The organism is Hydrogenophaga sp. Root209 (genome assembly GCF_001428625.1).
Lineage (GTDB): Bacteria > Pseudomonadota > Gammaproteobacteria > Burkholderiales > Burkholderiaceae_C > Hydrogenophaga.
Genome location: NZ_LMIE01000030.1, coordinates 324,758 through 348,103, shown reverse-complemented (window position 1 = coordinate 348,103; position 23,346 = coordinate 324,758). Strand labels below are relative to the sequence as shown.

The window sequence follows — 23,346 nt, the reverse complement described above, 5'->3', positions numbered from 1 at the left end:
ATTTCCATGAATTCATCCCATGCCATGACGACTGCCCCGGCCCCCGCCTGGTGGCGCACCCCGCAGATGTGGCTGGTGGTAGGGGCGCCGCTGGTGGGCGTGGCGGCCAGCCTGACCGCTGCCTTCTTCGCCATCAATGGTGCCGACCCGGTGCTCAACAAGGCCGACTACCAGCGCGACTTCAAGGCCGCCCATGCACTGCAAGGCCAGGCCCGTATCGACGCGCTGGCCAAGCTGCAGCCGGCCCACCAGGCGCGCAACAACGCTGCCTCGCCGGTGATCCCGGCCCAGTGATCCGCCACCACAACAACGGGGAGACCAGCCCATGTGGGGAAGACGCCTGATGTGGATTGCATGGCCCGCCTTTCTGGTGGCGGCCGTGCTGGAGATGATCGTGTTTGCGCTGGTGGATCCGAGCGACCTGCACTGGTTCGGCTCGCCGCTGGCGTTGTCGCGGGAAGCGGTCTACACGCTGGCGTTTTTCGTGTTCTGGGGGTTGACGGTAGCGTCGAGCGCTTTGACCACGCTGCTGGCCGTGCCGCCGTCGGAGCTTTGAACGATCCGCCGCAGGGCCGCCCCAATGCGGATCAGCCCCCTCGGGGGGCAGCGACCCGCGCAGCGGCGGAGCGTGGGGCTCTATAAACAGGTCTGTGGGTTGACGATCTGGCGCAGGCCGTCGACGTTCTTGATGTGCACGTAGCGCTGCTTCACATCGATGATGCCGTCCTCCACGAACTTGGAGAACGTGCGGCTCACGGTCTCGAGTTTCATGCCCAGGTAGCTGCCGATTTCTTCGCGCGTCATGCGCAGCACAAACTCGGACTGCGAGAACCCGCGCGCGTGCAGGCGCTGCACCAGGTTGAGCAGGAAGGCGGCCAGCCGTTCCTCGGCCCGCATGCTGCCCAGCAAGAGCATCACGCCATGGTCGCGCACGATCTCGCGGCTCAGGATTTTGTGCACATGGTGCTGCAGCGTGGTGAACTCGCGAGAGAGTTCCTCAACCTGGTCGAACGGCATGATGCAGACCTCGGCGTCTTCCAGCGCGACCGCGTCGCAGGAGTGGTGGTCGCTCACGATGCCGTCCATGCCGATGATCTCGCCCGTCATCTGAAAGCCGGTCACCTGGTCGCGGCCGTCGGCGGTGGTGACGCAGGTCTTGAAAAAGCCCGAGCGCACGGCGTAGAGGGAGGTGAACTTGTCTCCCACGTTGAAGAGCGATTGACCGCGTTTGATGCGTTTGCGGGTGGAGATCACGCGGTCCAGCTTGTCCATCTCCTCGGGGTTCAAACCCATGGGAAGACAGAGCTCGCGCAGGTTGCAGCTGGAGCAGGCAACTTTGATCGTGTGGGCGTCCATACAGAATCCAGGAATGTGTGACAGGTGACAGCATACCCCCGTGGGGTGTTGATGACCAAAACCGCCCGCCGTACCGCCTGTTGATGAAGATCAAGGGGCGCATCGCCGTCGTGCTGCACAGTGGCCCCATTGATTGGGAGACCCCCGTGAGCCACACCATTTCTGACGACCTGCTTCGCCGGTTCGACATTCCCGGACCGCGCTACACCTCGTACCCCACCGCCGACCGCTTCGTTGAAGCTTTCACCGAGCAGGACTACGTTCAGGCGCTCGAGCAGCGCAAGGTGGGATCGATGGCGCTGCCGCTATCGCTGTACGTGCACATTCCGTTCTGCGAATCGGTCTGCTACTACTGCGCCTGTAACAAGGTGATCACCAAGCACCACGAACGCGCCGCCGAGTACCTGCGCTACCTCGCGCTTGAGGTGGAGTTGCAGGTGGCACACGTCGGTTCGGGCCAGAACGTGTCGCAGCTGCACCTGGGCGGCGGCACACCGACCTTCCTGTCGGACAGCGAGCTTGAAGACCTCATGAGCATGCTGCGCTCGCATTTCACGCTGGTGCCGGGCGGTGAGTATTCGATCGAGGTGGATCCGCGCACCGTGACCGAAGAGCGCCTGCGCACGCTGGCGCGTCTGGGCTTCAACCGCCTGAGCTTCGGCGTGCAGGACTTCGACCCCACGGTGCAAAAGGCGGTGCACCGCCTTCAGCCCGCGGAGCAGGTGTTTGCCCTGGTGGCTGCGGCACGGCGCATCGGGTTCGAATCGATCAATGTCGACCTGATCTATGGCCTGCCCATGCAGACGCCGGAGTCGTTCGCGCGCACGCTCGCACAGGTCAATGAGTTGCGGCCCGACCGCATCGCGCTCTACGCCTATGCGCACCTGCCCTCGCGCTTCAAGCCGCAGCGGCGCATCATCGCTGCCGAGCTGCCCAGCGGCAGTGCCAAGCTGTCCATGCTGTCGGCTTCGCTCGATGCATTGCAGGACGCTGGCTACGTGTACGTGGGCATGGATCATTTCGCCCTGCCCACCGACGCCTTGGCCGTGGCCAAGCGACAGGGCAGGCTGCACCGCAACTTCCAGGGCTACAGCACCCAGCCCGACTGCGACCTGATTGCGCTCGGTGTCTCGGCCATTGGTCGCATCGGTGCCACCTATAGCCAGAACGCCAAGACGCTGGAGGAGTACCGCGACATGCTCGACCAGGGCCGCCTGCCGATCGTGCGCGGTCTGGCGCTGACGCGCGACGACCTGCTGCGCCGCTCGGTGATCATGTCCTTGATGTGCCAGGGCGAGCTGCAGTTCGAGTCGATCGAACTCGGACACCTGATCGATTTCAGGGGCTATTTCGCGCGTGAGCTGGAAATCCTTGAGGGCTTGGCCGAGCACGGGCTGGTGCGCCTGGACAAGGCCGGCCTCCAGGTGACCGAGGCCGGCTGGTACCTGGTGCGTGCCATCGCCATGGTGTTCGACAAATACCTGAGGGTGGACCAGGATCGAGCGCGGTTCTCCAAGATCATCTGAGCTGCACTACATTGACCCCATGCAAACCTCGATGGCGATCACGGCCTTGTTCATGGGTGTGGTGGGTGGCCCCCACTGCGTGGCCATGTGCGGTGCGGCCTGCGCCGGCATCAGCCGCACCGCGGGTGCGCGCAGCACCCAGGCGCTGTGGACCTTTCAGGTCAGCCGCATGGTCGGCTATGCGCTGTTCGGTGCTTTCGCGGCAGGCTCGGTACAAGGCCTGGCCTGGCTGGGCACCAACACGACGGTGATCCGCCCGGTGTGGACCTCGTTCCACGTGGCGGCCTTGCTGCTGGGCATGACGCTGCTGTGGCGTGCGCGCCAGCCGGCCTGGATCGAGAGCATGGGTCAGAACATCTGGCGCAAGGCCCGCCCGGTGTTCATGTCCATGGGCCAGCGCGCGCCGGTGGTGCTGGGCGTGGCTTGGGCATTGATGCCTTGCGGTTTGTTGTACTCGGCGCTGCTGGTGGCGTCGCTCTCGGCCAACGCACTGGAGGGCGCCGCGATCATGGCGCTGTTTTCCATCGGCACCTCGATTTCGTTGACCGCCGCTCCGTGGCTGCTGCTGCGGCTGAACGGCGCGCGATCGGGCGCCTGGGGCATCCGGCTGGCGGGGTTGGCGCTGGCGGTGACTTCCGGCTGGGCGCTGTGGATGGGCATCACCCAGCCCACCGGCCTGTGGTGCCTGTGAATCAGGCTTGTGCCGAGCGTCGTTGGGGCAGGGTGGCCAGCAGGAGTCCGAGCAGGGCGATGCCGAAGGCCACCATCTGCAAAGCGGTGAGGCGCTCACCCATGAACAGCACGCCGATGGCCGCTGCACTCACCGGCAGCATCACGGTGAACACGCCGGCCTGAGAGGCCGGGACGGTTTTCAGGCCGGTCATCCACAGCCACACCGTCCACACACTGGCCGCCAGTGCATAGAACACCAACAGTGTCCAGATCGGCAGACTCACGGTGCCGAAGTCGAACGACCACGCGGCCCACAGTCCGAGCGGCGTGACCAGCGCAAAGCCCCACAAATTGATGATGGCCGAGATGCGTTTGGGCCCCAAACCTTCGGTGAGGCGCTTGCCGATCACCACGTAAGACGCTTCGCACACCACCGCTGCGAACACCAGCACGTTGCCCAGCAGGGCCCGGCTGATGCCAAAGGGACCGCTGACGTCGGGGACCGTGCCGCCGTCGACCTTCTGCAGCGAAAACAGGCCAATGCCGATGGCTGCGCAAGCGATGCCTGCTGCACTTCGCCAGCCAACGCGCTCGCGCAGGAAGACCCAGCTCAGAACCGCCACCACCGCCGGGATGGACGACATGACCACGCCAGCAGCCACCGCCGTGGTCATGCTCACGCCAAACAGCATGCAGATGGAAAAAAGGAAGTTGCCCAGGAACGATTCGAGGAACAGCAGCCAGCGCGTGTGTGGCGTGATGGGCGGTTCGCCCTGCGGCTTCTTCAACCAGCGCCCCATGGCCAGCCCACCAATGCCGAAACGCAGCCAGGCCAGCAAGAAGATGGGGAACACGAGCACCAGCGGCTTGGACAGGGCCACGTAGCTGCCCACGAGTGACATGCTCAGCGCGAGGCAGGCATAGGCCCACCAGCGGTTCAGGGGAAGGGTGGGATTCACGAGAACGGTCGATTCGGAAGTGGGCTGGATCATGCCCGAAGCTTTGCTGCTGCCACTTTTCGGGATGAGAGAACTAAATTTCTTATTGTGAAATTCAAGAATGGTGCGGTGCGGAAAAATTTCTCAATACAAGAAAACAATTTCCACATTGAGAAAATATGAGAAAACATCATTGATAAACAAAGAAAAATTTCTTCTCTTATATAAGACATAAGAGCCTATAAAAGTCTTCTATAAGACTTAAAGTGAAGGCACTGGCTGAGGCGCTGCAAGAGAGTTTGCACAACCCCGAAGCCGCCCCTGTTCCATCAACCTCACGGAGTATCCCCATGCCTCAATCCCTGACCGAGCAACTGAGCCGCCAGCAGCAAATCGAAGCCCTGGAAAAAGACTGGGCGACCAACCCTCGCTGGAAAGGTGTCAAGCGTGGCTACTCGGCCGCCGACGTCGTGCGCCTGCGCGGCAGCATGCAGATCGAGCACACCTTGGCCAAGCGCGGCGCCGAGAAGCTCTGGGACAAGGTCAACGGCGGCTCCAAGAAGGGCTACGTGAACGCCTTCGGCGCCATCTCCGCCGGTCAGGCCATGCAGCAAGCCAAGGCCGGCCTGGAAGCCGTGTACCTGTCGGGCTGGCAAGTGGCCGCTGACGGCAACACCTCTGAAACCATGTACCCCGACCAGTCGCTGTATGCCTACGACTCGGTGCCCACCATGGTTCGCCGCATCAACAACACCTTCAAGCGCGCCGACGAAATCCAGTGGGGCCGTGGCATCGAGCCGGGTAGCCCGGAGTTCATCGACTACTTCCTGCCGATCGTGGCCGACGCCGAAGCCGGTTTCGGCGGCGTGTTGAACGCGTTCGAACTGATGAAGAACATGATTGCCGCCGGTGCCGCCGGCGTGCACTTCGAAGACCAGTTGGCCGCCGTGAAGAAGTGCGGCCACATGGGTGGCAAGGTGCTCGTGCCCACGCAAGAGGCTTGCGAGAAACTCATCGCCGCGCGCTTCGCCGCCGACGTGATGGGCGTGTCCACCATCGTGCTGGCCCGCACCGACGCCGAAGCCGCCAACCTGATCACCAGCGACCACGACGCCAATGACAAACCTTTCCTCACCGGCGAGCGCACGCAGGAAGGTTTCTACCGCGTCAAGAACGGCCTGGAACAAGCCATCAGCCGTGGCATCGCTTACGCGCCCTACGCCGATCTGGTGTGGTGCGAGACTGGCGTGCCCGACATCGGCTTCGCCCGCGAATTCGCGCAAGCCGTGCAAGCCGCGTGCCCCGGCAAGCTGCTGTCGTACAACTGCTCGCCTTCGTTCAACTGGAAGAAGAACCTCAACGACAAGCAGATTGCCTCGTTCCAGGAAGACCTGGCCGCGCTGGGCTATAAGTACCAGTTCATCACGCTGGCCGGCATCCACATCAACTGGTTCAACACCTTCCAGTTCGCCCACGCCTACGCCCGCGGCGAAGGCATGAAGCACTACACCGAGATGGTTCAAGAGCAGGAATTCGCCGCACGCGACAAGGGCTACACCTTCGTGTCGCACCAGCAGGAAGTGGGCGCGGGTTACTTCGACGACGTGACCACTGTGATCCAGGGTGGCTCCTCCAGCGTGAAGGCCCTGACCGGCTCGACCGAAGAAGAGCAGTTCCACTGAAATCCCTGAGTCCGCCCCAGAGCGGTTGGAGGAGACAAGAATCGCCACCCTTCGGGGTGGCTTTTTTATGGGAAAATCAATGCTTCTTTGAATCAGCAAGAGCGAGAAAGGCAATCTGGTTATGACACCGCGAACTCAGGAGATCACCCTCCCGGCCTTCTAAGGCCCGCAGTTCGCGCCTGCCCGATTCCCTTTTGACCCACACCAGCGCGGCCCCTGCCGCGCTTTTTTGTTTTCTGGACCTCCCCATGTTGCACATCACGCTCCCCGACGGTTCCCAACGCGAATTTCCCGGCCCGGTTACCGTGGCCGACGTCGCTGCCTCAATCGGCAGCGGCTTGGCCAAGGCCGCGCTGGCCGGCAAGATTGACGGCAAGGTGGTTGACACCAGTTTCCTCATCACGCAGGACAGCCCTCTCTCCATCGTCACCGCCAAGGATGCCGACGGCCTGGAAGTCATCCGCCATTCCACCGCCCACCTGCTGGCCTATGCGGTGAAGGAGCTGTTCCCGGACGCGCAGGTGACCATCGGCCCGGTGATCGAGCACGGCTTCTTCTACGACTTCTCGTACAAGCGGCCCTTCACGCCCGATGATTTGGTGGCGATCGAAAAGCGCATGACCGAGCTTGCCAACAAGGACGAGCCGGTGGTGCGCCGCGTGTTGCCGCGCGACGAAGCCGTGGCGTATTTCAAGGGCATGGGGGAGCACTACAAGGCCGAAATCATTGCCAGCATCCCGAGCAACGAAGATGTGTCGCTCTACCGCGAAGGCGCATTCGAAGATCTGTGCCGCGGCCCCCACGTGCCCAGCACAGGCAAGCTCAAGCACTTCAAACTCATGAAGGTGGCCGGCGCCTACTGGCGCGGCGACCACCGCAACGAGATGCTGCAGCGCATTTACGGCACGGCCTGGGCCACCAAGGACGAACTGCAGCAGCATCTGACCATGATCGAGGAGGCCGAGAAGCGCGACCACCGCAAGCTCGGGCGTGAACTCGATCTGTTCCACATCGACGAGCACGCACCCGGCCTGGTGTTCTGGCACCCCAAGGGCTGGACGCTGTGGCAGGAGGTCGAGCAGTACATGCGCCGCGTCTACCGCGACAACGGCTACCAGGAGGTCAAGGGCCCGCAGATCATCGACAAGTCGCTGTGGGAGAAGACCGGTCACTGGGACAAGTACCGCGACAACATGTTCACCACCGAGAGTGAAAAGCGCGACTACGCCTTGAAGCCCATGAATTGCCCGGGCCACATCCTGATCTACAAGCAGGGCATCAAGAGCTATCGCGACCTGCCGCTGCGCTACGGCGAGTTCGGCCAGTGCCACCGCAACGAACCCAGTGGCGGCTTGCACGGCATCATGCGCGTGCGAGGCTTCACGCAGGACGATGGCCACATCTTCTGCACCGAAGAGCAGATCCTGCCCGAGTGCCTGGCCTACACGGCATTGCTGCAGAAGGTCTACGCCGACTTCGGCTTCAAGAACATCATCTACAAGGTCGCCACGAGACCTGACGCGCGCATCGGCTCCGACGAAGTCTGGGACAAGGCAGAGCACGCGTTGATGGAAAGCCTGCGCGCCTCTGGCTGCGAATTCGAAATATCGCCTGGCGACGGCGCGTTCTACGGTCCGAAGATCGAATACACGCTGAAGGACGCCATCGGCCGGCAGTGGCAGTGCGGCACCATGCAAGTCGATTTCTCCATGCCCGAGCGGCTGGATGCCGAGTACGTGGGTGAAGATGGCGCGCGCCACCGCCCCGTCATGCTGCACCGGGCCATCGTCGGCAGCCTGGAGCGCTTCATCGGCATCCTGATCGAAGAACACGCCGGCGCGCTGCCCACTTGGCTCTCGCCCGTGCAGGTGGCGGTGCTCAACATCACCGATGCGCAGGCTGATTACTGTCGGGAAATCGCGAAATCATTGCAAAATCAAGGGCTTAGGGTCATCACAGACCTGCGCAACGAGAAAATAACGTATAAAATACGAGAGCACGCGTTGCAAAAGCTGCCTTTCATCATTGTCGTGGGCGACAAAGAGAAAGAAGCTGGTGCCGTGGCTGTGCGGGCTCGGGGTAACAAAGACCTCGGTGTCATGCCGCTGGAAGCCTTTTCCAAACTCATTGCGGCAGACGTTTCATCCAAGGTTTGATTGCAAACATCCAGGTTGATGCCCTCGCTGCCGCGGCGCACTTCATGTGCATGTGGGCGGCCGAGGGGCCGCCCTTTCGCCTGAACAGCCCACATCAAGGAACTCACCATAGCTACCAACTTTCGCGACCGCCGCCAACGTGAAGAGCGCGCACACCGACTGAACCGTGAAATCATGGCCCCCGAGGTTCGCCTCAACGGCCCGGAAAACGAGCCACTGGGCATCGTCAGTCTGCAAGAAGCGCTGCGCATGGCCGGTGAACTGGACGTGGACCTGGTCGAAATCGCGGCCACGGCCGTGCCTCCTGTGTGTCGCCTGATGGACTACGGCAAGTTCAAGTACCAGGAGCAGAAGAAGGCGGCGGAAGCCAAGGCCAAGCAGACGGTCATCGAGATCAAGGAAATCAAGTTCCGACCCGGTACCGACGACGGCGACTACAACATCAAGATGCGCAACATCCGGCGCTTTCTGGACGATGGTGACAAATGCAAGATCACGCTGCGGTTCCGCGGTCGTGAGATCACCCACCAGGATCTGGGTCTGGCCCTGTTGAACCGCATTCGTGACGAGCTGGCCGATTCGATCATCGTGGAGCAATTCCCCAAGCTGGAAGGCCGCCAGATGATCATGATGATTGCCCCCGGTCGCAAGAAGACGGGTGGCGGCGCAGCGAAACCCACCGAGGCGGCAGCGCCTGCGGCAGGACAACCGGTAGCCTGAAGGCCGCTGGCGAGACGAACAGCATTGGACGGGCGGGGTAGTCTCCTGCCGGTCCGAGGCGCTGGCTGAAAAGCCGGACGCCGAACCGGAAAGCCGAAAGGTTTTCCATAAAAAGTGGCTCGGGGCCAACAAGTCTGCGGAAGGTTCGCAGCGCCTCACGAGCACAAACGAAAAGGAGCATGAAGATGCCCAAAATGAAGACCAAGAGCAGCGCGAAAAAGCGTTTTCGCGTTCGTCCCGGTGGCACCGTCAAGCGCGGTCAAGCCTTCAAACGTCACATCCTGACCAAGAAGACCACCAAGAACAAGCGCCATCTGCGCGGATCAGTCACTGTTCATGAGACCAACATGGGTCACATGGCACAGATGCTGCCCGGCATGGGTATTTGATCAACGACGAACAGGAGAACACACATGCCTCGCGTCAAACGTGGTGTCACGGCTCGCGCCCGACACAAAAAAGTACTGGCTCTGGCCAAAGGTTTCCGCGGCCGCCGCGGTAACGTCTTCCGCATCGCCAAACAGGCGGTGATGAAGGCTGGGCAATACGCCTACCGTGATCGTCGCACCAAGAAGCGCGTCTTCCGTCAGTTGTGGATTGCCCGTATCAACGCCGGTGCTCGCGCATGCGGCTTGACGTACAGCCAGTTCGCCAACGGTCTGAAGAAGGCTTCGATCGAAATCGACCGCAAGGTTCTGGCCGATCTGGCCGTGAACGACCCGGCTGCCTTTGGCAGCATCGTGGAGCAAGTCAAAGCCAAGCTGGCCGCTTGATTCACGACAGGGACACCGCGTCAGCGCGGTGATCTCCGGTCGCTCAAAGGGGTTGAAGCTTGAGGGAATTCCCTCGCTGGCTTCAACCCCTTTTTTTGTTTGCAACGATTCAAGTACACACATGAACGAGTTGGACGCACTGGTCGACAGCGCCCGCGCAGGGTTTGCGCAAGCTGCCACTCCGGCCGATCTGGAAAACGCCAAGGCCCAATACCTGGGCAAGGCCGGCCGCATCACCGAACTGATGAAGGGCATGGCCGCGCTGCCGGTGGACGAGAAGAAGACCCACGGTGCTGCCATCAACCTGGCCAAGCAGGCGATTGAAGCCGCGCTGACGGAGCGCCGCCAGGCTCTGGCCGATGCCGAGCTGCAGATCCAGCTCAAGGCCGAGGCGCTGGATGTGACCCTGCCAGGTCGTCAGCGCGGGCAAGGTGGTCTTCACCCTGTGAGCCTCACGCTGGAGCGCATCGAGGCGATCTTCGGCTCCATGGGCTTCGAGGTGGCCGAGGGCCCCGAGATCGAGTCCGACTGGTTCAACTTCACCGCTCTGAACACGCCCGAGGATCATCCGGCGCGTTCGATGCACGACACCTTCTATGTGGAAGGTGGCAGCGAGAAAGCGCCGAACCTGCTGCGCACCCACACCAGCCCCATGCAGATCCGCCATGCGGTGCAGCACGTCAAACGCCACCGTGTGGACCTGGATGCCGGTCGACCGATGCCGGAGATTCGCGTCATTGCGCCCGGCCGCACGTACCGTGTCGACAGCGACGCCACGCACTCGCCCATGTTCCACCAGTGTGAAGGCCTGTGGGTGGGCGAGAACGTGAGCTTCAAGGATCTGAAGTTCGTCTTCACCGATTTTTGCCGCACCTTTTTCGAATCGAACGACCTGGTGCTGCGCTTTCGACCCAGCTTCTTCCCGTTCACCGAGCCCAGCGCCGAGATCGACATCCAGTTCCAGAGCGGACCGCTGGCCGGGCGCTGGCTGGAGGTGGCGGGCTCCGGGCAGGTGCACCCGAACGTGGTGCGCAACATGGGTCTGGACCCTGAGAAATACATCGGCTTTGCCTTCGGCATGGGCCCGGACCGCTTGACCATGCTGCGCTACGGCGTGAACGACCTGCGCTTGTTTTTCGACGGCGACGTCCGTTTCCTCGCCCAGTTCCGCTGATCCACCGCGCCGAGACACCGACATGCAATTCCCCGAATCCTGGCTTCGTGCCTTCTGCAATCCGCCTCTGAGCAGCCAGCAACTGGCCGACACCTTGACCATGGCTGGTCTGGAAGTGGAGGAGCTGGAGGCCGTGGCGCCGCCGTGCTCCCACATCGTCGTGGGCGAGATCAAATCCGCCGAGCAGCACCCCAATGCCGATCGCCTGCGCGTGTGCCAGGTGGACGTGGGGCAGGGCAGCCTGCTCAACATTGTGTGTGGCGCGCCGAACGCCCGCGCGGGCATCAAGGTGCCGTGTGCCCTGGTGGGTGCCGAGTTGCCACCGGGTGAAGACGGCAAGCCCTTTCTGATCAAACTGGGGCAGCTGCGCGGCGTTGAAAGCCAGGGCATGTTGTGCTCGGCGCGTGAACTCAAACTGAGTGAAGACCACGGTGGTTTGCTGGAGTTGCCCGCCGAGGCGGTGGTGGGGCGCAACATCCGCGAGCAACTGCTGCTCGACGACATGCTGTTCACGCTCAAGCTCACGCCCAACCTGGCGCATTGCCTGAGTGTGTACGGCATCGCGCGCGAAGTGTCCGCGCTCACCGGTGCGCCCTTGATCGAGCCCACGTTTCCTGCCGCAGCCGTGTCCCTGCAAGACCGCCTGCCGGTGGCGGTGAGCGCGCCTGATTTGTGCGGTCGCTTCACGGGCCGAATCGTGCGCGGCGTGAACACCCGCGCCGCCACGCCCGCCTGGATGGTGGAGCGTCTCGCGCGTTGTGGTCAACGCAGTGTTTCGCCGCTGGTGGACATTTCCAACTACGTGATGTTCGAGCTGGGACGCCCCTCGCACATCTTCGATCTCGACAAGATCCACGGAGGCCTGGAGGTGCGTTGGGGGCGCGAGGGCGAGACACTGAAATTGCTGAACGGCAACACCGTTTCGGTGGACGCGCAGGTGGGCGTGATCGCTGATGACCAAGCGGTGGAATCGCTGGCCGGCATCATGGGTGGCGACGCGACCGCCGTGTCCGACGACACACAGAACATCTACATCGAGGCCGCCTTCTGGTGGCCCAAGGCCATTGCTGGCCGTTCGCGCCGCTACAACTTTTCCACCGATGCAGGACACCGTTTCGAGCGCGGCGTGGACCCTTCGACGACGGTCGAACACATTGAGCGCATCACTCAACTGGTGCTGGACATCTGCGGTGGTCAAGCGGGTCCGATGGATGACCACGTGGTCAATCTGCCGGTGGCCAAGCCCGTCATCCTGCGCGTGGCGCGTGCGAACAAGGTCATCGGCATGCCGCTCACGCAGGTGCAGTGCGCAGGCGCCCTGCGTCGGCTCGGGCTCACGTTGGAAGAGGGCGACGGCACCGTCACGGTCACGCCGCCTGCGTACCGTTTCGACGTCCAGATCGAGGAAGACCTGATCGAAGAGGTCGCGCGCGTGGTGGGTTACAACCAACTGCCCGAGACGCCGCCGCTGGCACCGATCACCGCCAAGATCCGGCCTGAAGCCCAGCGTGGACCGTTTGCGGTGCGTCGGCTGCTGGCCCAGCTCGGTTATCAGGAAACCATCAACTTCAGCTTCGTGGAAGAGCGCTGGGAGCGCGAGCTCGCTGGCAACGCCGATCCGATCCGCCTGCTCAACCCGATTGCCAGCCAGATGAGCGTGATGCGTTCGTCCTTGATCGGCAGTCTGGTGTCGGTGCTCAAGTTCAACACTGATCGCCGCGCCGAGCGCGTGCGCCTGTTTGAAGTAGGGCGCGTGTTCCACAAGGATGCGTCGGTGGTCGACAGCGACACCAGCGTGGCCGGGTTCCACCAGCCGATGCGCGTGGCTGGCCTGAGCTTTGGGGCGGTGGACACGCTGCAGTGGGGCACTGAGGAGCGCGTGGCCGATTTCTTTGACGCCAAGGGCGATGTGCAGACCTTGCTCGCGCCGCTCAAGCCCGAGTTCCGCGCCGACGAACATCCCGCGATGCACCCCGGCCGTTGTGCCGGCGTCTGGCTGCAAGGCCGCTGCATTGGCCACGTGGGTGAGTTGCATCCCCGTTGGCGCCAGTCGTACGACCTCGCGCAGGCGCCCGTGCTGTTCGAACTGGAGCTTGATGCGGTGCTTGTGCGGGACGTTCCGGTCTATCAGGCCGTGAGTCGCCACCAGGCCGTTGAGCGCGACCTGGCCATCGTGGTGAAGGAGAGTGTGAGTCACGCGGCCGTGGTCGAAGCGATTCGTGCGCCTTCCAGTGCCTGGCTGCGCGACGTGGTGCTGTTTGACGTCTACCGTCCCAAGAAGCAGTCGGAGTCCGCCGCACCGGGCGCTCTGGCGCCCGACGAAAAAAGCCTGGCAGTGCGACTCGTGCTCAACCGCGACGACGCTACACTGACCGACGAAGATATCGAGGCGACCGTGAAAGCCGCCCTTGAATCCCTGCAAACGCGCGTGGCAGCCCGGCTGCGCGCCTGACCGAACGAGGATGGAGAAGCACCGCATGGAACTCGCTGTAGAAAGCCTGGAGACACCCGCACTGACCAAAGCCCAGTTGGCCGAGATGCTGTTTGACCAGATCGGTCTGAACAAGCGGGAGTCCAAAGACATGATCGATGCCTTCTTCGATCTCGTCACCGACAGCCTGGTCGAAGGCACCGACGTGAAGATCTCGGGCTTCGGCAATTTCCAGATCCGCACCAAGGCGCCGCGTCCCGGTCGCAATCCGCGCACCGGGGAACCGGTGGCCATCGAGGCGCGTCGCGTGGTCACGTTCCACGCCAGTCCCAAGCTCAAGGAACAGGTGCAGACCGCCGTCATAGGTGGTTGAACCTCGATTCCAAGCCGCTTTCAGATCGAAGCGGCGTGTCTTTTAAGGCCAGGCCCATGCGGCTTGGCTGCTTGGTGCCAGACGGTCAGCTAACGGCCTTGAACGGTCGTATTGCGCCGGCCTCGGTGGCGTTTGCAACATTTCACACAGAATTCCACCTTCCCCTGCGCACGCCCATGCTTGTTAGAGTAAATTCAAGCTTCGGTCTGTACCGCCTTGATTTTCATGGAAAAAACGCTTCCTCCCATCCCGGCCAAACGCTACTTCACCATCGGTGAGGTGGGCGAACTGTGTGGTGTCAAGCCGCACGTGCTGCGTTACTGGGAGCAGGAGTTCACGCAGCTGCGGCCTATGAAAAGGCGGGGCAACCGTCGCTACTACCAGCACCATGAGGTGCTCATGATTCGCCGCATCCGTGAGCTGTTGTACGACCAGGGTTTCACCATCAGCGGTGCCCGCAACAAGTTGCAGGAACTCGTGCAGGCCGAACGCGAAAAGCGCCGTGGTGATGACGAGGACGAAGCGCTCGATGTGATCGATTTCGATGCCGTGATCCACGACGAAGCCCGAACCGCGTCCAATGACCGGGCGCATGAAGTGATTGCAGGCACGGGGTTGCTGGTTCACGAGGTGCGCCGCGAACTGCTTGAAATACGCGAGCTTCTTCGTCACACGGCCTGAAATACCTGTCTTTGACAGCTATAATTCGAGGCTTGTCGGCGTGTAGCGCAGCCTGGTAGCGCACTTGCATGGGGTGCAAGGGGTCGCGAGTTCGAATCCCGCCACGCCGACCAATGAGTACTGAAAGCCCGCAACCGAAAGGTTGTGGGCTTTTTCAGTTTCTGGTGCCTGAAGTCTCAGCGTGGACGTTCAAACCCCGCCACAACCCAGGCCTGAGCGCTGTCGACACTCAGCTTGAAGGTGGGCGGCACTGGCACACGGGCCAGTTCTTCGTCGAATTCGTCCAGAGCGCTCAGGGTGGCGGTTGCACCTTCTTCGTCGGGCACGATGGAGAGTGCGATCCGCAGGCGGCTGCCGTCAACCGTCACGTTGACGCTCTTGTTGAGCTGGGCATGCAGTTGCTGCTCGGAACGGCGGATGACTTCCTTGGCGGTCTTCACCAGCGTGTTGAAGGCCGCCGTGTCCAGTGGTTTGGGATTCTTCTTGTCGCGGCCCATGGTCCAGGGGCCCACCAAGGCGGGCTCCGACCCGCCATCCAGGTGCATGGCCACCGCCCATCCATCGTCGTCTTCGTTCTTGATCACGCGGGCTGTCCAATGCCCATCGCTCCACAGGCGGTCTTCGTGTACGGGTTCGTTGGTGTCGGTCATTCTTCGTTGTGGCAAGCGGTTGAATGGGTCGACCATACCTCGTAATGGTGCATGCGCCCGGACCCAGGCTGGTGCAATTACAGTGCGGTATGTCCGACGAATACCAGATCGAAATCCCCGCCTCCTTTGTGGCCTTGTACGTATTGCCCGGCCGCCAGAAGCCCAGCCTGGCGCGCGATGAACTGGCCGCCCGCTACGAGTTGTGCGAAGACATGGCTCAACTGTTGACCGAAACGGCGCGCAACATGGAGTTCAGTCTCGGTCTGGCCGAGAGCGATGTGCTCACGCGCTGCCTGCAAGGTCTGCGGGTGGAGCCTGTGGTGGTGAGTGAGGTCGAGTCGGTGTGGGTGGCGAGACGGCTCGCCGAGCTGCTGGGCTGGAGCGATGCAGGCCTGCAGGAGTTGCCGCGCTAGCGCGATGTTTCCGGGAGGCTGGTGCGCAGCCACAGCAGAGCCGCTAGCGCGCTGAGCCCCAGACCACCCGAAATCCACAGTGCCCCGGCGCCCCAGCGCTCGATGCACAGGCCGAACAGCAGGGGTGCAAAAGCCTGCGCCACGCGGGAGGGCGCCATCATGATGCCCTGCCGTTGGCCATAACCCACCGGGCCGAAGTACACCAGCGGCAGCGTGCCCTTGGCGATGGTGAGGATGCCGTTGCCCGCGCCGTGCAGCAGCGCAAATGCCGGCCCGGCCACCGGGCCAAGCACCATCCAGCAGACCACCCCCACCGGGTGGGCCAGTGCGGCGCACCGGGCCGAGAGCAGCGGATGCAGGCGGCGCAGAAAACCGAACTCCAGCATGCGCCCGGCCACCTGCGCCGGGCCGACCAGTGCACCGATGGCGACAGCACCGGCCAGCGTGGCGCCGCTGGCCACCAGCAGTTGCGGCAAATGCGCCGCCATGGCGGTGCTGATGAACCAGGTGGCGGCGAACACGTAGGACAGGACCCAGGCGGTGTATTTCGGTGGCGGTGTTGGGGACGCTGTTGACGCGGTGGGTGCTGCCGCCCCCAGCGCATGCGGTGGCTCGGGCAAGGCTGCGGCGCGTGGAATGCTCGCGTTCAGCGGCAGCCCCACCAGCAGGTGCAGGCCGGCCCAGGCGAGGCACGCGCCGCGCCAGCCGAACTCGGTCTCCAGCAACCCGGTGAGGGGCCAGCCCACGGTGCTGGCAAAGCCGGCGATGAGCGTGATGCCGGTGATCGAGGCGCGGGCCTGGGTGCCTTGCAGGCGCACCAGCGCGGCAAACGCCGCCTCATACAACCCGCTGCCCATGGCCACGCCGATCAGCAGCCAGGCCAGCATGAGGCTGGTGGTGCCTTGCACCTGCGAGAGACTGGCCAGGCCGAAGGCGAACAGCACACTGGTGCCCATGAGCACCGGGCGACCACCCCAGCGGTCAATGGCGCGGCCGGCGAAGGGTCCAAGTGCTGCTGAGGCCAGCAAGGCCACGGTGAAGGCGATCCAGATCTGCGAGATCGGCAGGCCCAGGCCATCGGCCATGGGCTTGGCCAGCAGCGCGGGCAGGTAGTAGGTGGAGCCCCAGGCCAGTGTTTGCGCCGTGCCCAGGCGCAACACCAGGGGCCAGGTGCGTGCAATGGCCGGGCGAGTGCTCATGCGGTGAAGGCCTGGCGCGGTTGCCCCACGTCAGGCGATGTCGAACGCGTGGAAACCGAAGCGACCTTGGCGGCGGTCGGCGAAGTAGTGCTCCAGCGTTTCCTTGACAGTGCGAAACGCGATCTCGTCCCAGGGGATCTGATCTTCCGTGAACAACCGGGCCTCAATGGTCTCGTGGCCCGGGTCGAAGAGGTCGCTCAGCAGTCGGGCGCGGTAGTAGATGTGCACCTGCCCCACGCGCGCAACGTTCATCAGCGTGAAGATCTCGCCCATCTCGAACTGCGCGCCAGCTTCCTCCAAGGTCTCGCGGGCCGCGCCTTCGGCGGTGGTCTCGTTGAGTTCCATGAAACCAGCGGGCAAGGTCCATTTGCCGAAGCGCGGCTCGATGTTGCGCTTGCAGAGCAAAACGTACTGGCCCGACTCCCCCCACACTGGCACCGTGCCGACCACATTGAGTGGGTTGTCGTAGTGCACGAGGTGGCAGGACGGGCAGACCGCACGGGTCTTGGTGTCGCCGTCGTCGGGCAGACGCATCACGACCGGGGTGCCGCAGTTGCGGCAATGTTTGGCAGGTGGGCGAAGCATCGGGGCAGTTTAGCGGGCTGGCATGTCGACGAAAAAACGCCGGGCCACGGCCCGGCGTTTTCAAGTGGAATGGCCTCAGGATTTCTTGCCGTGCTTGACGATGAGAGCCTTGGCGGTTTCCAGCAATTGCTTGCCGTTGAAGCCGCGCTTGTCCATGTCCTGCGTCCATTCAATTTCCACCAGGCGCGCCTTGCGGCGGAATTCTTGCGCTTCGGCGGCCGGGATGGTGTAGATCGAGTTGCCCTGTTTCACCGCGGACTCGCGGCCCGCTGCATCGCCACTCTGCTGAACCTTGCCCAGCCAGGCCGAGGTTTCCATGCCGGAGTTCTTGTCGATCACGGCCTTGAGGTCGGGCGGCAGGCTGGCGTATTTGGCCCTGTTCATGGCCATCACGAAAGTGGTGGTGTAGAGCGCGCCGCCGGCGGGGTCGAACTCGCTGTGGAACTTGGTGAGCTCCTGCACCTTGACCGAGGGCACGACTTCCCAAGGGATCACGCAGCCGTCGATGACACCTTTGGACAAGGCATCAGGAATTTGCGGCAGCGGCATGCCCACGGGTGTGGCACCGAGGTAGCCGAGCATCTTGGTGATCTGGCGGGTGGGGCCGCGCACCTTGGAGCCGCGCAGGTCTTCTGCTGTCTTGATCTGCTTGCTGCGCATGTGGAACATGCCCGGACCGTGCACCTGCAAAGCGATGGGCTGGACTTCCTTGAACTCGTCCTTGGCCACCGTCTGCACGTATTCCCAATAGGCCTTGGAGGTGGCTTCGGCGTTGTTCATCATGAACGGCAGCTCGAATACCTCGATGCGCGGGAAGCGGCCCGGCGTGTTGCCCGGCAGCGTCCAGACGATGTCGACGATGCCGTCGCGCGCCTGGTCGTACAGCTGCACCGGCGAGCCACCGAGCTGCATGGCAGGGTAGGCCTCGAACTTGATGCGACCGCCCGAGTCCTTCTCGACCTTGTCCATCCAGGCCTTGTGCATGTTCAGCCACACGTTGGACTGCGGTGCCATGAAGGTGTGGAACTTGAGCGTGACGCTCTGCTGGGCCATGCCCACCAGGGCGGGTGCGCCGAGTGCCACGGCGGCACCGGTCTGGAGCAAGGTTCTGCGTTGGATCATGAAAAGGTCTCCTGAGAGCTGTGGAAAAATGGGGAAAGGATAAGCGGGGACTGAGGGTCGTTTCAGAGGTCTTACCCTCGGGTTCAGGCCACCTGCACCGAGATCGGGGTCAAGCCGTCCACGGCGCCGACCATGGTGTCGCCGCGCACCACGGCATTCACGCCTTCGGGGGTGCCGGTGTAGATCAGGTCGCCGGGTTGCAGTTCCCAAGCGGCCGAGAGGTGTTCGATGGTTTCGGCCACGTTCCAGATCAGCTTGTTGACGTTGCTGCGCTGGCGGTCGCTGCCGTTGACCTGCAGCCAGATGGGCGCGTTGTTCACGTCACCGGCGTTGGCGACCGGCGTGATCGGCCCGATGGGTGCCGAGTGGTCATAGGCCTTGCCGATGCACCAGGGACGGCCCTGTTTTTTCATCTCGCCTTGCAGGTCGCGGCGGGTCATGTCCAGACCCACGGCATAGCCGTAGATGTGTCGGGCGGCGTCGGCGGCCTTGATGTTTTTGCCGCCGGTGCCAATGGCCACCACCAGCTCGATCTCGTGGTGCAGGTTGCTGGTGAGGCTGGGGTAGGGCGTGCGGGCGGTCTGGCCGGGCTCGGCCACCACGATGGCGTCGGCCGGCTTGAGGAAGAAGAACGGTGGCTCGCGGCCGGTGAACCCCATTTCCTTGGCGTGCTCTTCGTAGTTGCGGCCCACGCAGTAGATGCGGTGGACCGGGAAGCGCTCGGTGCTGTCGACCACGGGCACGGAGACGGTGGCGGGCGGGGTGAATGTGTAGTTCTCGGACATGGTGTTCGACGTGTGTGTGGGTTGCGGTGGAGGTCGCTGGCGCGGTCAGTGTGCCATCAGTGTTGTGAAGCAGGCAGACGAACCACCAGACCGTCGAGCTCCTGGGTGAGGCGGATCTGGCAACTCAGGCGACTTTGCGGCACCACCGGGCTGGAGGCGAAGTCGAGCATGTCGAGCTCGTCGGGCACGGGGGCCGGCAGCAACCCGGACCACGGTGCGTCGACCATCACGTGGCAGGTGGCGCAGGTGAGGCTGCCGCCGCAGTCGGCCTCGATGCCCTGGATGTTGGCGTTCACCGCGGCCTTCATGAGGCTGTCGCCCGGGCGGGCCTGGATGTCTTGTTGCGTCTGGTCGGGGTTGATGAACCGGATGGAAATCATGTGGGGGACTTGAGGGGTTTCATGTTCGGCTGAAGTACTCGCGGCGTTCAAAATCGGTCTTGTCCTCGGCCTGGGCGTGGCGCTCGATCTCGCTGCGTTTGAGGCGGCAGAAATGTTGCACGACATCGTTGCCAAGGCCCGCGCACAAGGCCGGATCCGATTCCAGCGCGTTGAGTCCTTCGGGCAGCGAGGTGGGTATTTTCGCGCCTCCTTCGGCATAGGGCGTTTCGCTGGCGGGCGGCGCTTGCAACTGGTTGTGCAGGCCATCAAGCCCGGCGTGGATCTGCGCCGCCATGTAGAGGTAGGGGTTGGCGGCGGGTTCGCCAATGCGGTTCTCGATGCGGGTGGCGTTGTCGCCCGCCGCACCCACCACGCGCAGCATCGCGCCGCGGTTGTCGCGGCCCCACAGCACGGCCTGCGGGGCGAGTGCGTTGGGGCGAAAGCGCGCGAAGCCGTTGATGGTGGGCGTGCACAGTGGCGTCATGCCGCGCGCGTGCGCCAGCAGGCCGGCGAGCCAGTGGCCGGCCACGTCGGACAGGGTGTGCCGCGCATCCAGTGCGGTGGTGTCGGACGCGGGTGCGTCGCGCATGCACGCATTGCGCCCGGTCTTCAGGTCCACCAGCGACTGGTGCAGGTGCCACCCGCTGGACATGATGTGCGGGAACGGCGGGCGACACATGAAGGTGGCATGAAATCCGGCGCGGCGCAGCGCCTGGCGCACGCCGTTTCGAAACAGCACCATCTGGTCGGCGGCGGTGAGTGCGTCGGTGGCGTCGAACACGGCCTCCACCTGGCTCGGGCCGAGCTCGATCTCCAGCGACTGCAGCGGCAGGCCCAGCGCCTGCGCGGTGCGCTGCACGATGCGCAGCGGCTCGTCGGCCATGTCCATCATGGCCTCTGCCTGCAGGTTGTAGCCCGGGTGGATCATCTCCACCGTGGGCGGCAGCCCGGGCCAGCCTGCCAGCTCGGGGTCGAGCTGGGGCCGGGTGTCGGTGATGCGGTAGATGTGGAACTCGACCTCCAGCCCTGTCCTCAGGCCGTAGCCTGCATCCATCAGCCGGGCCAATGCGGACTGCAACACGCGCCGCGTGTCCAGCGGCACCGGCTTGCCGTCAGCAAACCAGGGCTGGCAGCGCAGCCAGCCTGTGCGGGGTGCCCAGGGCAGCTCGGTGAAGCTCTCGGGGTCGGGCAGCAGCATGAGGTTGGCCGCGCCGGCAAAGCCCGGCAGGTCGGTGGCGCCACCGGGCTCGAACACCTTCCAAGCGGTGCGGTCGGCCGTGTCCTTGAGCATCAAGGTGCCCACCATGCCCACGCCGTCGAGCAGAGCGCGCATGGCGGCGGTGGCGGTGAGGGTTTTGCCACGCAACATGCCGTGGGTGTCGCACCAGGCCATGCGCACCAACTCGACGCCGCTGGCTTCGATGCGTTTGACCAGACGCACGCAAGCGGCTTCGCGGGCGGCGGTGTGGATGCCGCAGCGTTCTGCGAACGTCATCCTGTCACATCCGTTCGCCCTGAGCTTGTCGAAGGGCTCGCCTGCACCTGTGGATGGGCTTCGACAGGCTCAGTCCGAACGGACGATCGAGCGCTCCAAGGGGCGTCCTCGCGTCTGGCACGAACTGCCTCCTGCCACCAGTCTTGCCAACCCTGCGCCGGCGCAATGCCGTCCACCGTCTCGGGGCCGGTGATCTGATCGTGCAGGGCCGGGTCGGCAATGCCGGGCGCGGTGCCGCCTTGTTCGACCGTGTCGATGGCCTGCTGCAGCAGGCGCCGGTTGGCCACGATCACTTTGTCGGTGGTGCCCAGATGCTCGCGCGTGCGGTCCTGGATGGCGCCCATGCTCTCGCAGGCCCACTGGTCGTGCACATTGATGTCGTCCTCGCCCATGCCCAGGTAGGTACGGGTCTGCTGCTCTTGCGGGTTGAAACCCCAGTTGTTGTGGCGGCCGGTCTTTGGTGTGTAGTCGGGCAGGTTCACAGCGGCCAGGCGTGGAGCGCGCATGGCTTCCTTGTCCACCGGGCCGGTGAAGCTGGTGAAGAAGGCGAACCAGTGGTTGTGCGTGTCGTCCACCGGCACATGCATCTGCGTGATGGTCATCGTCTCGGACAGCGGGATCACGAAAGTTTGCGGAAACACGGCGTTGGTCACCCGCACGTGCGTGAGTTCGTCGGTCATGGGTCGCAAGGCGGTGAGCTGCAGGCCGTGAGGTTTGGCCTCGAACGAAATCAACGGCTGGCCGAACTCGCGCATCACACGCGTCATGGGCCAGCGCTCGCCGCCCACGTCACCCGCGCTCGCGCCTCGGAACTGTTTGCCGTAGCTGTCGTCCAGCGAGCCGTCGTTGAAGAAGCGGTGCAGGTAGGACGCGTGTGCCGGATCGATGCCGACCTCGAAGGCCTGCAGCCAGTTGCAGTGCCACAGGCCTTTGAAGGCAAAGGTGTGCGAGGCCGGCGCGGCAAAACAGTCCAGCGCAGGGAAGGGTGGCGGTGTCTGGTCTTCGGGTCCGAACCAGCCGAACAGCACGCCGCTCTTTTCCACCAGCGGGTAGCTGCGCTGTCTGATGCGTGTGCACATCGTGCTGCCCTTGGGCTCCGCGGGTGTCTCGATGCATTGGCCGGTGGTGTCGAACTTCCAGCCGTGAAAGGGGCAGCGCAGGCCGTCGGCTTCAACGCGGCCGAAGGCCAGGTCGGCGCCGCGGTGCGGGCAGTCGCGGTCGAGCAGGCCGTAGCTGCCCTGTGCGTCGCGGAACAGCACGAAGTCTTGCCCGAGCACGCGCACGGGTTTGGCCGGTCGCACGGCCATGCTCGGGTCCAGCACGGGGTCGAATTCGTCGAGCAACGCCACGGGTTGCCAGTAGCGGCGCAGCAGTTCACCACCGGGGGTGCGGGGCCCGACCTGGGTCAGGCGCTGGTTGAGTTCGGCTTTCATGGGTGCTCCGGTGGGTGTGGTTCAAACGGTATCCCGTTTACATTTTTCAGTGTACAGTTTGCGCCATGAGCCTGCAAGACACCGTGTTGATGCAACTGCGCGACCTGATCCTGAGCGGTCAGTTCGAGCCCGGACAACGTCTGGCCGAGCAGCAGCTCGCCGAGCGGCTGGGTGCTTCACGCACGCCGGTTCGCGCTGCGCTGGTGACGCTGGAACAAGAGGGTCTGGTCGAGGCCAACGACACCGGCAAGTACCTGGTGCGCCAGTTCACTGCGCAGGAAGTGACCGACGCGATCGCGGTGCGCGGCCACCTCGAGGGCATGGCCGCGCGGCTGGTCGCCGAGCACGGCGTGTCGCGCCAAATGCAGGGCCAGTTGCAGGCCTGCCTGGACGAAGGCGACCGGCTGCTGGCCGACAGCCCGCTGACCATCGAGAGCTACGTGGCCTATGCGGTGATGAACGACCGCTTCCACGCGCTGCTGCTGGAGGCCTGCGGCAACCGCGCGCTGCAGCGCGCGGTGGCGCTCAACGACAAGTTGCCGTTTGCACCGGCCTCGGCCATGCTGCCCATGCAGGGCACGGTGGCGCTGGACCGCGACTGGATGCTCTACGCGCACCGCCAGCACCACATGCTGTTCGACGCCTTGCAGCGTGGCGAGGGCGCACGCGCCCAGGCCTTGGCGGTGGAGCACACCGAGGTAGCGCAGATGAACATGCGGCTTGCGCTGGAGCGAAGAACGGAATCCGAGCGAGTGATGCCGGTCATGCGTCTGGTCGTCGGTTGAAACGGCCGCGGTGTATC

Annotated in this window: 25 protein-coding genes and 1 tRNA gene; 16 read left to right on the top strand and 10 right to left on the bottom strand. The window is 63.8% G+C overall.

What is annotated here, in order from left to right:
• Window positions 1–6: 6 nt before the first annotated feature.
• Window positions 7–294 carry a hypothetical protein gene (locus ASE11_RS18410; RefSeq protein WP_056275003.1) on the top strand — a complete coding sequence of 96 codons (288 nt, stop codon included), beginning with the start codon at window positions 7–9 and terminating at the stop codon, window positions 292–294.
• A gap of 31 nt (window positions 295–325) precedes the next feature.
• Window positions 326–556: a hypothetical protein gene (locus ASE11_RS18405; RefSeq protein WP_056275000.1), complete on the top strand. Its 231-nt coding sequence runs from the start codon at window positions 326–328 to the stop codon at window positions 554–556.
• Window positions 557–636: 80 nt separating this feature from the next.
• On the opposite strand, the gene fnr is transcribed toward ASE11_RS18405, so the two are convergent.
• The gene (fnr, locus tag ASE11_RS18400) at window positions 637–1,356 is read right to left on the bottom strand and encodes a fumarate/nitrate reduction transcriptional regulator Fnr (protein ID WP_056274998.1); all 720 of its coding nucleotides are present in this window, start codon (window positions 1,354–1,356) and stop codon (window positions 637–639) included.
• A gap of 146 nt (window positions 1,357–1,502) precedes the next feature.
• Between fnr and hemN the strand changes: the two genes are divergently transcribed.
• Together hemN and ASE11_RS18390 are read left to right on the top strand one after the other, a co-directional pair.
• The gene (gene hemN, locus ASE11_RS18395) at window positions 1,503–2,882 is read left to right on the top strand and encodes an oxygen-independent coproporphyrinogen III oxidase (protein ID WP_056275075.1); all 1,380 of its coding nucleotides are present in this window, start codon (window positions 1,503–1,505) and stop codon (window positions 2,880–2,882) included.
• Window positions 2,883–2,901: 19 nt separating this feature from the next.
• Window positions 2,902–3,573, top strand: coding sequence for a sulfite exporter TauE/SafE family protein (locus tag ASE11_RS18390; RefSeq protein WP_056274995.1), 672 nt, complete (start codon window positions 2,902–2,904; stop codon window positions 3,571–3,573).
• Between the two features lies 1 nt (window position 3,574).
• Here the strand turns inward: ASE11_RS18390 and ASE11_RS18385 are convergent, their stop codons facing one another.
• Window positions 3,575–4,546, bottom strand: coding sequence for a DMT family transporter (locus ASE11_RS18385; RefSeq protein ID WP_200959382.1), 972 nt, complete (start codon window positions 4,544–4,546; stop codon window positions 3,575–3,577).
• Window positions 4,547–4,842: 296 nt separating this feature from the next.
• Between ASE11_RS18385 and aceA the strand changes: the two genes are divergently transcribed.
• The 10 genes from aceA to ASE11_RS18335 all read left to right on the top strand — a co-directional run bounded on the left by aceA (window position 4,843) and on the right by ASE11_RS18335 (window position 14,595).
• Window positions 4,843–6,174, top strand: coding sequence for an isocitrate lyase (gene aceA / locus ASE11_RS18380; RefSeq protein WP_056274993.1), 1,332 nt, complete (start codon window positions 4,843–4,845; stop codon window positions 6,172–6,174).
• Window positions 6,175–6,422: 248 nt separating this feature from the next.
• Window positions 6,423–8,330 carry a threonine--tRNA ligase gene (gene thrS, locus ASE11_RS18375; protein ID WP_056274992.1) on the top strand — a complete coding sequence of 636 codons (1,908 nt, stop codon included), beginning with the start codon at window positions 6,423–6,425 and terminating at the stop codon, window positions 8,328–8,330.
• Window positions 8,331–8,438: 108 nt separating this feature from the next.
• The gene (gene infC / locus ASE11_RS18370) at window positions 8,439–9,050 is read left to right on the top strand and encodes a translation initiation factor IF-3 (RefSeq protein ID WP_082585843.1); all 612 of its coding nucleotides are present in this window, start codon (window positions 8,439–8,441) and stop codon (window positions 9,048–9,050) included.
• Window positions 9,051–9,235: 185 nt separating this feature from the next.
• Window positions 9,236–9,439, top strand: a complete 204-nt coding sequence (gene rpmI / locus ASE11_RS18365; RefSeq protein ID WP_056275072.1) for a 50S ribosomal protein L35 — start codon at window positions 9,236–9,238, stop codon at window positions 9,437–9,439.
• Window positions 9,440–9,463: 24 nt separating this feature from the next.
• Entirely contained in the window at window positions 9,464–9,823 is a 360-nt protein-coding gene (rplT, locus tag ASE11_RS18360) for a 50S ribosomal protein L20 (protein ID WP_056274988.1), read from the top strand.
• A 121-nt stretch (window positions 9,824–9,944) separates the two neighbouring features.
• The gene (gene pheS, locus ASE11_RS18355; RefSeq protein ID WP_056274986.1) at window positions 9,945–10,997 is read left to right on the top strand and encodes a phenylalanine--tRNA ligase subunit alpha; all 1,053 of its coding nucleotides are present in this window, start codon (window positions 9,945–9,947) and stop codon (window positions 10,995–10,997) included.
• A 22-nt stretch (window positions 10,998–11,019) separates the two neighbouring features.
• Window positions 11,020–13,449: a phenylalanine--tRNA ligase subunit beta gene (gene pheT, locus ASE11_RS18350; RefSeq protein ID WP_056274984.1), complete on the top strand. Its 2,430-nt coding sequence runs from the start codon at window positions 11,020–11,022 to the stop codon at window positions 13,447–13,449.
• Window positions 13,450–13,474: 25 nt separating this feature from the next.
• Window positions 13,475–13,801 (top strand): integration host factor subunit alpha, encoded by a 327-nt coding sequence (locus ASE11_RS18345; protein ID WP_056274982.1) that lies wholly within the window; start codon window positions 13,475–13,477, stop codon window positions 13,799–13,801.
• A gap of 225 nt (window positions 13,802–14,026) precedes the next feature.
• A complete protein-coding gene (locus ASE11_RS18340; protein ID WP_056274981.1) occupies window positions 14,027–14,482 on the top strand; it encodes a MerR family transcriptional regulator in 456 nt (151 codons plus the stop codon).
• Between the two features lie 36 nt (window positions 14,483–14,518).
• Window positions 14,519–14,595: transfer RNA gene (locus ASE11_RS18335), tRNA-Pro, on the top strand.
• Between the two features lie 63 nt (window positions 14,596–14,658).
• On the opposite strand, the gene ASE11_RS18330 is transcribed toward ASE11_RS18335, so the two are convergent.
• Window positions 14,659–15,132: a hypothetical protein gene (locus ASE11_RS18330; protein WP_056274979.1), complete on the bottom strand. Its 474-nt coding sequence runs from the start codon at window positions 15,130–15,132 to the stop codon at window positions 14,659–14,661.
• Window positions 15,133–15,221: 89 nt separating this feature from the next.
• On the opposite strand from ASE11_RS18330, the gene ASE11_RS18325 reads away from it, so the two are divergent.
• Entirely contained in the window at window positions 15,222–15,545 is a 324-nt protein-coding gene (locus ASE11_RS18325; protein WP_056274977.1) for a hypothetical protein, read from the top strand.
• On the opposite strand, the gene ASE11_RS18320 is transcribed toward ASE11_RS18325, so the two are convergent.
• From ASE11_RS18320 to ASE11_RS18290, 7 genes are all read right to left on the bottom strand, one after another.
• Window positions 15,542–16,744 carry an MFS transporter gene (locus ASE11_RS18320; protein WP_056274974.1) on the bottom strand — a complete coding sequence of 401 codons (1,203 nt, stop codon included), beginning with the start codon at window positions 16,742–16,744 and terminating at the stop codon, window positions 15,542–15,544. The two genes, ASE11_RS18325 and ASE11_RS18320, sit on opposite strands and share 4 nt — an antisense overlap.
• 30 nt (window positions 16,745–16,774) lie before the next feature.
• Window positions 16,775–17,329, bottom strand: a complete 555-nt coding sequence (locus tag ASE11_RS18315) for an NUDIX hydrolase (RefSeq protein WP_056274972.1) — start codon at window positions 17,327–17,329, stop codon at window positions 16,775–16,777.
• 75 nt (window positions 17,330–17,404) lie between these two features.
• Window positions 17,405–18,451, bottom strand: a complete 1,047-nt coding sequence (locus ASE11_RS18310) for a TRAP transporter substrate-binding protein (protein ID WP_056274970.1) — start codon at window positions 18,449–18,451, stop codon at window positions 17,405–17,407.
• Between the two features lie 83 nt (window positions 18,452–18,534).
• Window positions 18,535–19,236, bottom strand: coding sequence for a fumarylacetoacetate hydrolase family protein (locus ASE11_RS18305; protein WP_056274968.1), 702 nt, complete (start codon window positions 19,234–19,236; stop codon window positions 18,535–18,537).
• A gap of 56 nt (window positions 19,237–19,292) precedes the next feature.
• A complete protein-coding gene (locus ASE11_RS18300; protein WP_056274966.1) occupies window positions 19,293–19,616 on the bottom strand; it encodes a 2Fe-2S iron-sulfur cluster-binding protein in 324 nt (107 codons plus the stop codon).
• 19 nt (window positions 19,617–19,635) lie between these two features.
• The gene (locus tag ASE11_RS18295) at window positions 19,636–21,111 is read right to left on the bottom strand and encodes a glutamine synthetase family protein (protein WP_056274964.1); all 1,476 of its coding nucleotides are present in this window, start codon (window positions 21,109–21,111) and stop codon (window positions 19,636–19,638) included.
• Window positions 21,108–22,544, bottom strand: a complete 1,437-nt coding sequence (locus ASE11_RS18290) for a Rieske 2Fe-2S domain-containing protein (RefSeq protein ID WP_082585842.1) — start codon at window positions 22,542–22,544, stop codon at window positions 21,108–21,110. The genes ASE11_RS18295 and ASE11_RS18290 overlap by 4 nt, the downstream gene beginning before the upstream one ends.
• 65 nt (window positions 22,545–22,609) lie before the next feature.
• On the opposite strand from ASE11_RS18290, the gene ASE11_RS18285 reads away from it, so the two are divergent.
• On the top strand, window positions 22,610–23,329 hold the full coding sequence (locus tag ASE11_RS18285) for a GntR family transcriptional regulator (RefSeq protein WP_056274962.1): 720 nt from the start codon (window positions 22,610–22,612) through the stop codon (window positions 23,327–23,329).
• Window positions 23,330–23,346 lie beyond the last annotated feature (17 nt).

Excerpts from the sequence above, each read along its gene's own strand:
- ASE11_RS18410 (WP_056275003.1), top strand. The coding sequence starts at position 7 with ATGAATTCATCCCATGCCATGACGACTGCCCCGGCCCCCGCCTGGTGG.
- ASE11_RS18405 (WP_056275000.1), top strand. The coding sequence starts at position 326 with ATGTGGGGAAGACGCCTGATGTGGATTGCATGGCCCGCCTTTCTGGTG.
- fnr (WP_056274998.1), bottom strand. The coding sequence starts at position 1,356 with ATGGACGCCCACACGATCAAAGTTGCCTGCTCCAGCTGCAACCTGCGC.
- ASE11_RS18390 (WP_056274995.1), top strand. The coding sequence starts at position 2,902 with ATGCAAACCTCGATGGCGATCACGGCCTTGTTCATGGGTGTGGTGGGT.
- ASE11_RS18385 (WP_200959382.1), bottom strand. The coding sequence starts at position 4,546 with ATGATCCAGCCCACTTCCGAATCGACCGTTCTCGTGAATCCCACCCTT.
- aceA (WP_056274993.1), top strand. The coding sequence starts at position 4,843 with ATGCCTCAATCCCTGACCGAGCAACTGAGCCGCCAGCAGCAAATCGAA.
- thrS (WP_056274992.1), top strand. The coding sequence starts at position 6,423 with ATGTTGCACATCACGCTCCCCGACGGTTCCCAACGCGAATTTCCCGGC.
- rpmI (WP_056275072.1), top strand. The coding sequence starts at position 9,236 with ATGCCCAAAATGAAGACCAAGAGCAGCGCGAAAAAGCGTTTTCGCGTT.
- rplT (WP_056274988.1), top strand. The coding sequence starts at position 9,464 with ATGCCTCGCGTCAAACGTGGTGTCACGGCTCGCGCCCGACACAAAAAA.
- pheS (WP_056274986.1), top strand. The coding sequence starts at position 9,945 with ATGAACGAGTTGGACGCACTGGTCGACAGCGCCCGCGCAGGGTTTGCG.
- pheT (WP_056274984.1), top strand. The coding sequence starts at position 11,020 with ATGCAATTCCCCGAATCCTGGCTTCGTGCCTTCTGCAATCCGCCTCTG.
- ASE11_RS18345 (WP_056274982.1), top strand. The coding sequence starts at position 13,475 with ATGGAACTCGCTGTAGAAAGCCTGGAGACACCCGCACTGACCAAAGCC.
- ASE11_RS18340 (WP_056274981.1), top strand. The coding sequence starts at position 14,027 with ATGGAAAAAACGCTTCCTCCCATCCCGGCCAAACGCTACTTCACCATC.
- ASE11_RS18330 (WP_056274979.1), bottom strand. The coding sequence starts at position 15,132 with ATGACCGACACCAACGAACCCGTACACGAAGACCGCCTGTGGAGCGAT.
- ASE11_RS18325 (WP_056274977.1), top strand. The coding sequence starts at position 15,222 with ATGTCCGACGAATACCAGATCGAAATCCCCGCCTCCTTTGTGGCCTTG.
- ASE11_RS18320 (WP_056274974.1), bottom strand. The coding sequence starts at position 16,744 with ATGAGCACTCGCCCGGCCATTGCACGCACCTGGCCCCTGGTGTTGCGC.
- ASE11_RS18315 (WP_056274972.1), bottom strand. The coding sequence starts at position 17,329 with ATGCTTCGCCCACCTGCCAAACATTGCCGCAACTGCGGCACCCCGGTC.
- ASE11_RS18310 (WP_056274970.1), bottom strand. The coding sequence starts at position 18,451 with ATGATCCAACGCAGAACCTTGCTCCAGACCGGTGCCGCCGTGGCACTC.
- ASE11_RS18305 (WP_056274968.1), bottom strand. The coding sequence starts at position 19,236 with ATGTCCGAGAACTACACATTCACCCCGCCCGCCACCGTCTCCGTGCCC.
- ASE11_RS18300 (WP_056274966.1), bottom strand. The coding sequence starts at position 19,616 with ATGATTTCCATCCGGTTCATCAACCCCGACCAGACGCAACAAGACATC.
- ASE11_RS18295 (WP_056274964.1), bottom strand. The coding sequence starts at position 21,111 with ATGACGTTCGCAGAACGCTGCGGCATCCACACCGCCGCCCGCGAAGCC.
- ASE11_RS18290 (WP_082585842.1), bottom strand. The coding sequence starts at position 22,544 with ATGAAAGCCGAACTCAACCAGCGCCTGACCCAGGTCGGGCCCCGCACC.
- ASE11_RS18285 (WP_056274962.1), top strand. The coding sequence starts at position 22,610 with ATGAGCCTGCAAGACACCGTGTTGATGCAACTGCGCGACCTGATCCTG.